We start from the raw sequence: 13,172 nt of genomic DNA, 5'->3' as shown, positions 1-13,172 counted from the left end.
TATGAGAAAATACAGCCTGCAATATGATTATTATTTTATAAATTCTAACGTTCCGTCGGTAAGTCTATAAAAGGCACCTACGATTTTTATTTCGCCTTTATCTTCCATTTCCTTTAGAATTGGACTTTTTTCACGAATTTGCTTTAGGGCAAGTTTTACATTGTTTTCAGAAACATGTTTTACAAATTCATCATTTTTTGAAGTTTTTTCCCCCGAAAAGTCCTGACTCAGAGCAACTGCAGGTTTTATTTTGGCGAGCATAGTGGTGATATTGCCTAATTTTACATCGTCAATAGCACCTTTTACAGCACCACAATGTTGATGTCCCATTACCAGAATTAGTTTTGCTCCTGCTACTTTGCAGGCAAACTCCATACTTCCGAGTAAATCTTCGTTTACAAAATTTCCTGCAACCCTGCCTACAAAAACATCTCCAAGACCCTGATCAAAAACATCTTCCACTGGAACACGACTATCTAAACAACTTATAACAACTGCCTTTGGATATTGTCCTGGTACAGCTTGCCTTATTTGCTCGGTATGATTTCGTATCGTTATATATCCGTTATGGAATCTCTTGTTTCCTTCTATAAAATCCTGCAAAACTTTATCAGGAGTTAGCGCTTTCTGTTGTTCTTTTGTTATAACATGAGAAGTCACTTGTATAGAATCTGCTTTTTTCTCAGTGGTTTTTGAGTCTTCTGCTTTTTTGCAAGAGATCATCAATGTACTACTAATAATTCCCGTCAAGATAAATTTAATTGCATTCATAGTGGTAGATATTTTTATATCACAAACAAAACAAAAACTATACCAAAAGATAGTATTACTATTATAAAAAATATTAAAATGTTTTTTGGCTTGGTATTTGCTTTCATTTTCGATAGTCGTAAATTTGCAAAAAATTCAAAAATGGAATTTCAGTTAAAATTTAAAGTAAACGAACATTTATATTTAAGAGATCCGGAAAGCAGTGAAATAGGCAAATCTATAGTAAGAAACGCTATAGAACTGATATACGAGACCGGATTTGAACATTTTACCTTCAAAAAACTTGCTCAGAAAATCAATTCCACAGAAGCTACTGTGTACAGATATTTTTCCTCTAAACATAAACTGCTTGTGTATATACTGAACTGGTATTGGTATTATCTTGAATTTATGGCAAAACTGAGGCTTTCGGAAATAAAAGAGCCTACGAATAAACTAGATAAAATTTTGGAAATTATCACCCATCATAACGATGCTGATGAGAAGATAGAAGATTATAACCTTACAAAACTTCACAGCATAGTCATATCTGAAAGCAGTAAATCGTATCTGGTAAAAGAAGTAGACGAAATAAACAAAGAAATGGTATTCAGTCCACTGAAAAGTCTTTGTGCTTTCATTGCTGAAGTGATTTCTGATGTGAAACCGGATTTTCCATACCCGAGATCTCTTGCAAGTACTCTTCTTGAGACCGCTCATGATCAACAGTTTTTCAGTGAACATCTGCCAAAACTTACGGATAACAATACTATGGAAGAACATAAAAACTATGTAATCAATTACTTGAAACATATAACATTTAATCTTATTAAATAAGTAAAGAATGGCAGCAGCATCAACTAAAGAACAAGGCTACAAACTTCTCCGTTACATTACCAAAGAAAAAAAGGATGTAACCAATATTTATTTTTATGCTATCTTAAATGGTTTGGTACAGCTTAGTGTACCTTTAGGAATACAGTCCATTATAAGTTTTGTAATGGGTGCTACAATGGCGACATCCATTTATATCCTAATATTTTTTGTTGTTATCGGAACTTGGCTAGTAGGATACTTTCGCCTGAAGGTAATGCAGATCATAGAAAAAGTTCAGCAAAAAATCTTTGTGGAATTTTCTATTGCATTTGCAGAAAAACTCCCTAAAATAAGTCTTTCACATACGAGAAAATATTATCTTCCCGAACTTGTCAATCGTTTTTTTGATACCCAGAATCTCCAAAAAGGTATTTCAAAAATCCTTCTTGAAATTCCGGCTGCATTAATTCAAATAGTATTTGGTATTTTGCTTCTTTCCTTTTATCATCCTTGGTTTTTAGCTTTCGGTGCATTGGTCATTATCAGTGTGATTCTCATATTCAGATTTACGATGGAAAGCGGCATAAAATCTAGTATAGAAGAAAGCAACAAAAAATATGAAACCGCATCTTGGATAGAAGATATTGCAGATTCTATAAAAACTTTCAAAATGCATTCTGAAACCGGGATTCATTTAATAGGAGCCGATGAAAGGGTTACGCAATATCTCAGCCACAGAACTTCTCACTTTCGCATTTTGGTATTACAATATAAAACAATTATTGCCTTTAAGGTAATCATTACTTTGGCTATGTTGGTAATCGGGACTTATCTTTTAATCAACCAAAAACTAAATGTCGGAGCCTTTATCGCAACGGAAATTGTGGTACTAAGCATCATGTCGGCAGTAGAAAAACTCATTAAAAGTTTGGAAAGTTATTATGACGTAATCACTTCTTTAGCAAAACTCACAAAAATAACGGAGCTTGAAGAAGAAGAAAGTGGCGAAATCATACTTACCAAAAAAGATAGCGGGATGGAAATAGAATTTAAAGATGTATATTTTGCTTTTAACGACAGCACGCCTATACTGCAAGATATCAACTTTAAAATAGCAGAAAACAGCATCAATGTTATTTCTGGAAAGTTGGGTGCAGGAAAATCTCTGCTGATTAATATGATGGCCGGTTTTTATGAGCCTACTACCGGAAATATCCTTTTAGATAAAATTCCTTTTAAAAATATCAACAAAACTTCCTTGAGAACGCAAATAGGTGTTTATCTGGAAGATATGAAAATAATAAAAGGAACAGTAAAAGATAATATTCTGGTAGGCAACAAAGAAGTAAGCACCGAAAGTATTATTGAACTCTCTGAAAAAATAGGAATCGAAAATATATCAAGTCTTTTCAGCAATGGATTTTTTACGGAAATCAGCGAAACCGATCCGGAAATTTCATTCAGTTCAAAGAAAAAAATCTTGCTTCTGAGAGCTCTTTTAGGAGATAAAAGACTTCTTTTGATGGAAGATCCTCTGGATGGTTTGAATGATGATTTTAAAACTAAAATGATTAGCTATCTCACGCAGAAAAAACAGAATACTACCATTGTTATTGTTTCGCAAAATAAAGAACTTTTGCACTATGCAGACCAACATTTATGTATGGAAAATTGTAGTTTGAAAATAATGTAATCCGGATTTTAAAAAATAATAAAATGGAACTTCAGTCATATAACAATATATATTATATTCATAAAAATTCAAAAGTCAAAAGATGGTTCTTCTTCATATTAATAGCAGGAATCATTGCCCTTTTTCTTCCATGGACGCAAAATGTGAAGGTGAAAGGTAATGTTTCTACGCTTTATCAGGAGCAAAGACCTCAACAGCTTAATTCTCCCATTCCGGGGAAAATTATAAAATGGTATGTGAAAAACGGAGATTACGTAAAAAAAGGAGACACAATACTTCAGATTTCGGAAATTAAAGAAGATTATTTAGATCCGCTTTTAGTACAAAGAACCGAAGAACAGGTAGATGCAAAAAAAGGAGTTCGGGATTATTATGCCGCAAAAGTAGGAACTGCAGGCAGCCAATTGCAGGCACTCAATTCTTCCAGAGATCTTAAACTAAACCAGCTAAAAATAAAAATAAGTCAGCTTAACAATAAATTAACTGGCGAAGAGGCAGAACTTGCTGCTGCAAGCAATGAACTTAGGTTGGTAGAAGACCAGTTTTCCCGTCAAAAAAAAATGTACGACGAAGGTTTGGTGTCTCTTACCCAGTTCCAACAAAGAAGTGTAGCCTATCAAAATGCTGTTGCCAAAAAAACTTCTGCTGAAAACAAAGTAGCGCAAACACGTCAGGAAATTCTGAATATTGGTATAGAACAAAATGCCACTATACAAGATTACACCGAAAAATTGAGCAAAATAGAAGGCGACCGTTTCCAAAGTATGGGACAAATAGAAGGAAGCAGTGGAGAAATTTCCAAACTGCAAAACCAGGTGGCCAATTACAAAGCAAGACAAGGACTTTATTTTATTATCGCTTCCCAAAACGGACAAGTGGTACAGCTGAACAAAGCCGGAATAGGAGAAATATTGAAAGACGGAGAAAATATAGGAACGATAGTGCCTGATACCGTAGATTATGCTGTGGAAATTTACATAAAACCTGTCGATCTTCCTTTAATAAAAGAAGGACAAAGAGTAATGTGTGTTTTTGATGGTTTCCCTGCCATTGTTTTTTCCGGATGGCCCAACTCAAGCTACGGAACGTTTGCAGGAAAAGTAATTGCCATAGAAAATAACATTAATGCAAATGGGATGTTTAAAGCATTGGTGGTGGAAGATAAAAAACTAAAACCTTGGCCTCCAAAAATGAAGATAGGAACCGGAGTTCAGGGAATTGCCATTCTGAATGATGTTCCTATTTGGTACGAACTGTGGCGGAATATCAATGGTTTTCCACCGGATTATTACGAAGTGAAAAACGAAAAAACAGTAAAAGATGAAAAAGGAAAATAGAATTATAATATTTCTGCTGCTTTTCTTTTCACAGTTTCCCCTTGCGCAAGATTCTTTGAAAATTTCTTCGGAAGAATTTGTTTCCATTGTTAAAAATTATCATCCGTTGGCATTCAGATACAAATTACAAAATCAGATTGCTAAAGAGGAAATTACAAAAGCAAGGGGAAATTTTGATCCAGTATTTGCAGGAAAATTGGGCGAAAAAAATATAGACGGTACAGAATATTATCGGCAACGCAATATAGAACTCGGAATTCCTACTTGGTACGGAATAGAACTGAATGCAGGATACAATTATTTAGATGGTAGTAGAATAAATACCGAAGAAACCAAAGGTGGACTTTATCAGTGGGGAATTACCGTTCCTCTTGCCAAAAATCTGTTGTATGATAAGAGAAGAGCAATACTGGAACAGGCAAAATATGCCCTTAAAATGACGGAAGCAGAACAAAATGTGCTGACCAATGAATTACTTTTGGAAGCAGAAAACACATATTGGGAATGGGTGAAAAATTTTGAAATTTACAAGCTGCAAAGAGATGCTGTGAATATCAATAGAGAAAGATTGAAACTTACCAAAAAATCTTTTGAATACGGTGAGAGACCAGCAATAGACACAGTGGAAGTAGCATCACAGCTTCAAAGTTTTGAAATTCAGGAGAAGGAAGCGTTTCTTAATTTTGTAAAAAGCACTCAGGAATTGCAGCTATTTTTATGGAAAGAAGATGGTCAGATTTATGAAATCACACAGGCAATTTATCCCGAAAACACAACAACAGAACACGAAAGCTATAGTAATTTTGAATTTTTGGTTCAGGAAGTGCGTTCAAAACAGATAGAAAACCATGCTTCGCTTCAATACTATTTTCAAAAGCAAAATATTCTGGAAAGTGAGAAAAGACTGAAGTGGCAGAGTTTTTTACCGAAATTGGATTTCACCTATAATTTTTTCAGCAAAGAAAATTACAAAACAGATCTTGTTCCTTTGTTTAACAACAATTTTCAGTACGGGCTAAAACTTGAAATACCTATTTTCCAAAGAGAAGCAAGGGCAAATTATGAAATTGCTAAACTTAAAATATCCCAAAACAAACAGGATTTGCAGCTAAAAACACAGGAAATAAACGTAAAAATTGAAACCTATAAAAACGAAATTCAGAATTATAACTCCCAGATTGATATTGCCGAAAAAAACCTCATCAATTATCAAAAACTTCTTCGTGCAGAAGAATTAAGATACACCAATGGCGAAAGTTCTTTATTTCTTATCAACTCTAGGGAAAACAAAATGATTGAAGCGAAAGAAAAAGCCATAAATCTAAAGGCTAAATTTATCAAAAGCTATAATAAACTGAAATGGCTGAATGAAAATTTTGCTAGATAAAAAAAGCATTGACAATTACTATCAATGCATTTTTTCTACTTTTCCAAATATGCCCAGGTGAAATTGGGATGATGTCCATCTCTTCTTACCATTTTTACCCAAAGAAGCGTCATATGTTCTAAGTGTAACGCCTGATCTAGCGCACCTGTGTCTAAGGTTTCAAAACCCATATCAGTATTGATAGCGGCAACAGTAGCTTTTGCATCCTTATCATTTCCGGCAATCATCATTACAGGTTTTACGCTGTAGTTGGGAAAGCTGCTGTCTTTAAAATTTTCAAAACCATAAATGGTGTATGCTTTTACCACTTTAGCATCCGGAGCCCATTCCTGCACTTTTTCACTACCCGAAATTTCGCTTTTCAAACCGTGAGAGATTCCCATTCCGACAGGATTAGTACAATCTACCAAAGTTTTTCCGTTGAATTTTATATCCTTTAAAGCTGCTTCATTAGCATTAAAAGGTGTTGCCAAAAAAATCACTTCTGCATCATCTACCGCTTGCTGAACAGGCTTCACAGAAAGCGCAGGGTTTGCTTCCATTGCTTTTTTCACACTTTCCGATGCGGCATTATCGTTGGCAATTACCACTTCGTGTCCTTTCTTTTGTAGGTTGTTGGCTATGGCAAAGCCTACATTCCCGATTCCTATAAAAGCTAATTTCATTATTATTTTTTTTAAAATTAAATCGAATTACATTAAAACAAAGAATGCAAAATTTTATGATTTGCATTCTTTGTTAAAAAACTAATTGTACAATATTTTTAGTTCAATAAATTTCCCATTCCGAAAGCGGATAAAAATCCGTCGTACTGTTCTTTCACGGCTTTATTTGCAGTTTCGGTAAAAGTTCCTGTTAAAGGATCTACAACCGTTCTTAACGGACGTTTTCCTTTTTCGGTTTCAATTAATTTTACCACAGCATCTGCAACCAATTGAGGTTTTGGAGCGTGTTCGCTAGAGAATAATCCGTGAAGGCTTTCTCCAATCTGCTGCGGAATATTAGCAATTTCTCCGTAAGATTCCAGAACGGAAGCATCCGAACCAAATTTGGTTTTTCCGGCTAATTCAGTTGGAAAAGCTCCCGGCTGAACCAAAACTACATCAACTCCCAAAGGACGAACTTCATAATACAATCCTTCGATTAATCCTTCCAATCCAAATTTTGCCGAATTATAAATCGTCATAAACGGAGCAGAAAAACGTCCCAATCCGCTGGAAATATTTACCACCAAACCTTCGCCTTGTTTACGAAGTTGTGGTAAAGCGGCACGTAAAACTCTCCAAGGTCCTTTTAAGTTTACATCCAAAATAGCATCAAAATCTTCTTCGGTAAAAGTTTCGGCAACACCTGATGTAAAAACACCTGCATTGTTTACCACTACATCTATTTTTCCTTCAGCATCGATTACTTTTTGTACACCTGCATTTACAGACGCTGGATCGTTTACATCAATATCCAAAACGGTAACTCCATCCCAAGACTCGATTTCCTGCGCAGATTCTGCATTTTTGGAAGTGGTATTTCGCATTGCTGCGTATATTTTGTATCCTTTTTCAGATAAAGATTTGGTGGTTAATTTACCAAATCCGCTATTAGTTCCTGTTATTAAAACTACTTTGCTCATTATTTTCTAGTTTAAAGTATAGTTTACTGTAATTTTTGTGTTGAACAATTTAGAGATCGGGCAGTTTGCTTCTGCGTCTTTCACTAATTCGTCAAATTTTGCAGCATCTATACCGTCAACTTTTGCAGAAAGCGTAAGGTTAGATTGGGAGATTCCGCCATCTTCCAATACAATTTCGCATTCGGTTTTTAATTCATCTGCTGCAAAACCTGCAGCTTGTAAATTGAACGCCAATTTCATACTGAAACATCCTGCGTGCGCAGCCGCAATCAGCTCTTCCGGATTAGTACCGATTCCGTCTGCAAAACGGGAGTTGAAACCGTATTGCGTTTCATTCAGCACAGTGCTTTGTGTCGTTAAACTTCCTTTTCCTTCTTTACCTGTTCCGTTCCATACGGCAGTAGATTTTCTTTTGATTTGCATAATTTTATTTTTTTTGAATAAATTTAATTAAGAATTTAAGTCGTATATTTTCATAATGTTTTCAAGGATTTTCGGAAAATCAATTTTTAAATCTATAATTTTCCCGGAATGAATATCAAAAACCCATCCGTGAACCTGAATTCCCCTTTCCTTGTATGCTTTCTGTACAGCAGCCGTTTTGATAAGATTTATGCATTGCTCTTGTACATTTAGTTCTATTAGACGGTTATATTGTGTCTGTTTGTCATCTATACTTTCTAATTCTTCCTGATGCAGACGATAAACGTCTCTTATATTTCTGAGCCAAGGATTAAGAATTCCCATATCTGCTGGAGTCATTGCTGCTTTTACGCCTCCACATTCATAATGTCCGCAAACCACAATATGATCTACTTTTAGATGATTGACAGCATAATTGAGAACAGACATTACATTTAAATCAATAGAAACCACCATATTGGCGATATTTCTGTGAACAAAAATTTCTCCGGGATTTGCTCCTATTAGATCTTCTGCTGTAACTCTACTGTCACTGCACCCAATGTATAAAATCTCCGGACTTTGCCCTTTAGATAAGTTGTTGAAGTAATCCGGATCCAAAGCAAGTTTTTCCTGAATCCATTTTTCGTTATTTTGAAATAATTTACTGAAATCCATTTTTTATATTTTTTATAGATTAAATTGCAACCCCGTTTTGCAAGGCTACAGGTTTTACATTATGCTTTACATCAAGCATTTCGAGCATATCTATTTCAATTCCTTTTGCGATTGTAGTAATAGGTACGTCGTTTGCACTTCCTTCAAAAGGATTTTCTGAAGTTTCGCCAATACGCTCCATTGTCGTAAAAATCCAACCAGAAAGCGTTGCAAAAGGAATAGTAAGCCAAACATATTCTGAGCCAATTTTTTCAAATTCCTGAAGCATACCGAAAGGAATAAGAAATACAAAAATCTTGATAAACCAAAGGTTAAGACTTGCAAACTGTCTAGGATAAGGAAAGTTTTTAATTCTTTCACTGGCACCCTGCTGGTTATAAAATTCCATTAAAATTCTTTCCAATTCCATGTGTCTAAAATCTTCGATAAGACCTTGTGCTAAAAGCTCTCTCAATCTAGTCGATTGTAATGCTAAAATTTGTGCAGCAACATTGGTTTTGGAAATTACGTTTTGATATTCTTTTTCAGAAAGGTAAGGTTTTATGGCATCAACAAGAGAATGATCATGTTCATCTACCCGAAACACTTTGTCTCTGTATTCTTTATTATGCTTCAAATGTATTGATTCCCAATCTTTATTTAATCTAAGCTGGTATCTTAGAGCAGTAAGCCAAGCAAAATGCCTGTTGTAGAGTTCCATGTGAATTTCATGAAGTTTTTCTTCAGAAACCGGATTTTTTGCGTGCTGATTGGTAACATAATCTTTAGTCATAATAGCCCAAGTTCTACTAAAATTAACGATAGAACCCCATATTCTTCTGGCTTCCCAAAGACGATCGTAAGAAGCATTGTTCTTAAAACCCACTACAAAAGCTACCGCAGTACCTATCAATGCAATTGGTAACCAAGGCAGCGTCATCCATTCCCAATGAGTATATTGATAAATAACTGTAGGAATTACTGCTATACAAAGCAATAAGAAAATGTCTCTACGTGTCCATAATAAAACTTCTTTGAAAGTATAGCTTCTTTTTGTTTGCATAGTTTATCCTTTGAAATTAATTTTAACATGAGAACCATCACAAAAAGGTTTGTTTTGCGAAACTCCGCATCTGCAAAACGCAGTAACTTTTGATTTTTTTTCTTCTTCTCCATCAGATTTTTTGATGGTGATATTTCCGTAAACTAATAATGGACCATCTTTAGCAGCTTCTATTATTGTTTCTACATCTACTTTTGCATCTTCTCCAGCTTCATTATTTTTAAAATAGCTTAATGCTCCACTTGGGCATTCATCTATTTTTTTCATGATTGTTTCACTATCTGCACCGTCTAAAGTAATCCAAGGTTTTTTTCTCGGATCAAAAACCTGCGAAAGTCCTTTTTCTCCTCTCCAACAGATAGTAGAATGAATACATAAATGAGGTTGCCAAACTACTGTTATTTCTTTATTGGAATACTGTTTTTTTATATTTTTTTCCATTTTAATTTTTTTCCAAATTTAATTTTTTTCTGCTTCAAAGGAAAATCAATAAACAGTTTGCAGGAATTAGATTTCAGGCATTAACTTTAAAATCAAATACATTTAAATTTGAATTTAAAATAATCCATTCATTTTGAATAATTTGGAAAAGAATTAATAAATAATCTCTCCTTCAAATTCTCCTTCTTTCTGATTGTACAGCTTCCAGTACTGCTCTGCAATGGCTTTCGGACTGTATTTTTCATCTTCCGGATTTACAAAACCACAAACGGTAACTTGCGCCACGTGTACATTAGTTCCTTGTACTTTTTTCTGAAATGCCTGTACCAGATTTCTTAGTGCAGCTTTTCCAACACTTAAAGAAGTCCACTGATCGTCTCCGCCCAAGGCAAAACCGCCGTTGGTTACAAATAATTTTCCTTTGTTTTCTTTGATGCAAAAAGGCAATACCATTTTCATTAAATTGAAATATCCGCCTACAGTAATATCCATTTGAGATTTTATGGTTTCCCATTTTTGCTCTAAAATATCCATTATAGAAACGGCAGCAGCATTGTAAATGATAGCTTCTGCGTGACCTTTTTTTTCTTTAATTTGATATAAAGCGCTTTTCAGGCTTTCTTCATTTCCAACATCGGCAACAGCATAGGTAGCATCAATTCCTTTTTTTGCTAAATCCATTACCTGCTGTTGAAGTTTTTCTTCAGTTCTTGCAACTAAAGCAATTTTAAAGTTTTCTTTCCCGAATTTTTCTGCAATTCCCTGACTTATGCCGGGTCCTGCTCCTATAATTATAATTAGTTTACTCATTTTTTTATTCTTGTTTATTATTATTTCGAAGCAAACCTCGAAATGATGATTCCTACAACTGCCACCATATAAAACTGTCCTACCATCCCGAAAAATGCTACTACCAGCCTGCTCATATCGGTAATGGGATAAATATCTCCAAAACCAATACTGGTAAGGGTTATAAAGCTAAAGTAAGACAGCTCATTGTACACTGCGGATATATCATTTTGATTAATGCCGTGAAATGAACCTCGAAAATTTAATTCTATAAAAAGGTAGGAAAACAACGCCACCAAACTCAGCAACATATATCCACAAAACGAACCGATGATTACATTCAGTCGAATTTCTTTTGCTTTGGTAATCTGCCGCATTATTTCTATAAATATGAACGTATAGTACACAGCAAAGAAAACGGTGAGAAATTCTATAAACCATAATTTACGGTTCAGAAACATGAAACCTACCGGCATTAAAACACTAATGATACCAAAAAGGTTTCTGAGAATATTGATGTTTTTGCTTTTTTCTTTAAAAATACCGAAACAAGCTACCGCAATAAACACCATGTTGAAGGGCCAAACGTATCGTAAGAAAAAAACATTATTCGGAAAAAACACTTTATCGAACAACAAAAAAAGCAACGCCACTAACAAAAACTCAAACCGGTAATCGCTTAACTTCTGATGTACTATTTTTTCGTTACGTTTCTCCATTATTTTTTATAGAATACAAAAATCTAAAAATTAATTTTATTGTACATAAAGTATCTATTAATTTTTATACTTAAAATTTCTTTACCAAATACACACCGGCTATCATTAGCAACACACCTGCAAAACGTTGCCAGTTGATGGCGTGTATCGGAGTTTGTAGCAATCCAAAATGGTCTATAATCATTGCCGAAATAATTTGCCCCAACAGAACCAGTACGGTTACATTGCCAATACCAAGTTTGGGAGCGCAAATTACAATGAGCAAGATATAAGCTCCGCCCAATATTCCGCCTAAATAACTCCACCAGCTTGCACCGCTGTATTGCGTTAATGAAGGAACGGTTTGTCTGCTAACAAAAATATACAGCAACAAGCCCAAAGCCGCAACCACAAAAACTGTGAGTGCCGAAAAATAAGGACTTTGTAAATTTTTCCCCAAATTGGCGTTCATAGCGCTTTGAAAGGGAATCATCATTCCTGCTACTAAAGACAGAATGAGGAAAAAGAGATTAACTTTCATTGTCATTTTTATAGATTTTAGAAGAAAATTTATTCTTTGCTTAATTTGATTTCAACGATTTTGGCTTTTTCTATTCCGGATGCAGGAGGTAAAAACATTCCCCCGTTTGTTGTTACAAAAGCACGTTTCTTTTCTTTTAACAGGATTAAAGCTGTAGATCCTGTAACACCTTCTTTTTCTTGTGCAATGATGGCAACCTGTTTTTCTGGTGTAATTTTAATTACACTATTATAGACATGTGTGGTGGCATAAATGTCTCCATTTTCGGCTATGTCAAAATCATCCAGGTTTACTTTATCAATAAAAATTTCAGGCTTGCCAGCTTTTTTATTGATAACAGGTATGGTAAGAAGAGTCTGTTTATCGGTATTACTCACATATACTTTGTTTTTGTAAATTTTGATACCGTTTGCAGCAGGGAAAGTATGGGTAGCATCTACACGTGCCAGTTTTTCATCAGCCAGCCATACAGTTGTTTTTTTAGTGGAGGGTTTAAATTCCCAGATTACGCCTTTGTAAGAATCACAGATAAGATATTGATCCTTGCCAAATTTTACGATACCATTCAAAAATTCAGCTCCCTCCGGTTCCGCCACAGAAGTAATTTTACCGCTTTTATCCATTAAAAAAATGCTTGGATTGCCCGTGTTATTCCATCCTGTAAGATAAAAGGTATTTTTGCCTGCATGTGCAATTCCTGCCAGTTTGCCTTGCATTTTTGCAAAGACAGAACTTTTATATTGAGGCGAAATTTTATATACTAATCCTTCTTCTAAAGAGGTTACATATAAATTCCCATTTTCGTCTTTCGCAATATTTTCTAAAAATGTATTTATGGGATAGGAAGCAACTGTTTTGGAAGGTTGTAAAACCGTTGGTGTATTTTCAAAAATGGGAGGAAGCGTTTGAGAAAAACCTTTATGTGATAAGGCGATAAAAACGCCTGCTAATAGATAATTATAATATTTCAT

Annotated in this window: 15 protein-coding genes; 4 read left to right on the top strand and 11 right to left on the bottom strand. The window is 34.7% G+C overall.

Annotated elements, in window-relative coordinates:
• Positions 1-30 precede the first annotated feature (30 nt).
• Positions 31-771 (bottom strand): carbonic anhydrase family protein, encoded by a 741-nt coding sequence (locus AC2A1C_RS09815; protein ID WP_484025535.1) that lies wholly within the window; start codon positions 769-771, stop codon positions 31-33.
• A 141-nt stretch (positions 772-912) separates the two neighbouring features.
• Between AC2A1C_RS09815 and AC2A1C_RS09810 the strand changes: the two genes are divergently transcribed.
• Genes AC2A1C_RS09810 through AC2A1C_RS09795 form a run of 4 tightly spaced genes read left to right on the top strand, consistent with a single transcriptional unit; the run spans position 913 to position 5,983 of the window.
• On the top strand, positions 913-1,587 hold the full coding sequence (locus AC2A1C_RS09810; RefSeq protein ID WP_484025534.1) for a TetR/AcrR family transcriptional regulator: 675 nt from the start codon (positions 913-915) through the stop codon (positions 1,585-1,587).
• Positions 1,588-1,594: 7 nt separating this feature from the next.
• Positions 1,595-3,259, top strand: a complete 1,665-nt coding sequence (locus AC2A1C_RS09805) for a peptidase domain-containing ABC transporter (protein WP_484025533.1) — start codon at positions 1,595-1,597, stop codon at positions 3,257-3,259.
• A gap of 23 nt (positions 3,260-3,282) precedes the next feature.
• Positions 3,283-4,596, top strand: coding sequence for an HlyD family secretion protein (locus AC2A1C_RS09800; protein WP_484025532.1), 1,314 nt, complete (start codon positions 3,283-3,285; stop codon positions 4,594-4,596).
• Positions 4,580-5,983 carry a TolC family protein gene (locus tag AC2A1C_RS09795; RefSeq protein WP_484025531.1) on the top strand — a complete coding sequence of 468 codons (1,404 nt, stop codon included), beginning with the start codon at positions 4,580-4,582 and terminating at the stop codon, positions 5,981-5,983. The genes AC2A1C_RS09800 and AC2A1C_RS09795 overlap by 17 nt, the downstream gene beginning before the upstream one ends.
• 35 nt (positions 5,984-6,018) lie before the next feature.
• On the opposite strand, the gene AC2A1C_RS09790 is transcribed toward AC2A1C_RS09795, so the two are convergent.
• The 10 genes from AC2A1C_RS09790 to AC2A1C_RS09745 all read right to left on the bottom strand — a co-directional run bounded on the left by AC2A1C_RS09790 (position 6,019) and on the right by AC2A1C_RS09745 (position 13,172).
• Complete coding sequence (locus AC2A1C_RS09790) at positions 6,019-6,648, bottom strand: NADPH-dependent F420 reductase (protein WP_484025530.1); 630 nt, start codon at positions 6,646-6,648, stop codon at positions 6,019-6,021.
• A gap of 98 nt (positions 6,649-6,746) precedes the next feature.
• On the bottom strand, positions 6,747-7,610 hold the full coding sequence (locus tag AC2A1C_RS09785) for an SDR family oxidoreductase (protein WP_484025529.1): 864 nt from the start codon (positions 7,608-7,610) through the stop codon (positions 6,747-6,749).
• A gap of 6 nt (positions 7,611-7,616) precedes the next feature.
• Positions 7,617-8,027 (bottom strand): OsmC family protein, encoded by a 411-nt coding sequence (locus tag AC2A1C_RS09780; RefSeq protein WP_484025560.1) that lies wholly within the window; start codon positions 8,025-8,027, stop codon positions 7,617-7,619.
• 33 nt (positions 8,028-8,060) lie between these two features.
• Positions 8,061-8,690: a carbonic anhydrase gene (locus AC2A1C_RS09775; RefSeq protein WP_484025528.1), complete on the bottom strand. Its 630-nt coding sequence runs from the start codon at positions 8,688-8,690 to the stop codon at positions 8,061-8,063.
• A gap of 19 nt (positions 8,691-8,709) precedes the next feature.
• Positions 8,710-9,732 carry a bestrophin family protein gene (locus AC2A1C_RS09770; protein ID WP_484025527.1) on the bottom strand — a complete coding sequence of 341 codons (1,023 nt, stop codon included), beginning with the start codon at positions 9,730-9,732 and terminating at the stop codon, positions 8,710-8,712.
• A gap of 3 nt (positions 9,733-9,735) precedes the next feature.
• Positions 9,736-10,173, bottom strand: a complete 438-nt coding sequence (locus AC2A1C_RS09765; protein ID WP_484025526.1) for a (4Fe-4S)-binding protein — start codon at positions 10,171-10,173, stop codon at positions 9,736-9,738.
• A gap of 153 nt (positions 10,174-10,326) precedes the next feature.
• Positions 10,327-10,983, bottom strand: a complete 657-nt coding sequence (locus tag AC2A1C_RS09760) for an SDR family NAD(P)-dependent oxidoreductase (protein ID WP_484025525.1) — start codon at positions 10,981-10,983, stop codon at positions 10,327-10,329.
• 20 nt (positions 10,984-11,003) lie between these two features.
• On the bottom strand, positions 11,004-11,681 hold the full coding sequence (locus tag AC2A1C_RS09755) for a potassium channel family protein (RefSeq protein WP_484025524.1): 678 nt from the start codon (positions 11,679-11,681) through the stop codon (positions 11,004-11,006).
• A 70-nt stretch (positions 11,682-11,751) separates the two neighbouring features.
• Positions 11,752-12,201, bottom strand: a complete 450-nt coding sequence (locus AC2A1C_RS09750; protein ID WP_484025523.1) for a DMT family transporter — start codon at positions 12,199-12,201, stop codon at positions 11,752-11,754.
• A 29-nt stretch (positions 12,202-12,230) separates the two neighbouring features.
• Complete coding sequence (locus AC2A1C_RS09745; protein WP_484025522.1) at positions 12,231-13,172, bottom strand: SMP-30/gluconolactonase/LRE family protein; 942 nt, start codon at positions 13,170-13,172, stop codon at positions 12,231-12,233.

Source organism: Chryseobacterium sp. HNCC26DJ241 (genome assembly GCF_057180505.1).
Note: the sequence above shows the minus strand (reverse complement) of the source record. Positions and strands in the feature narration are given on the sequence as shown.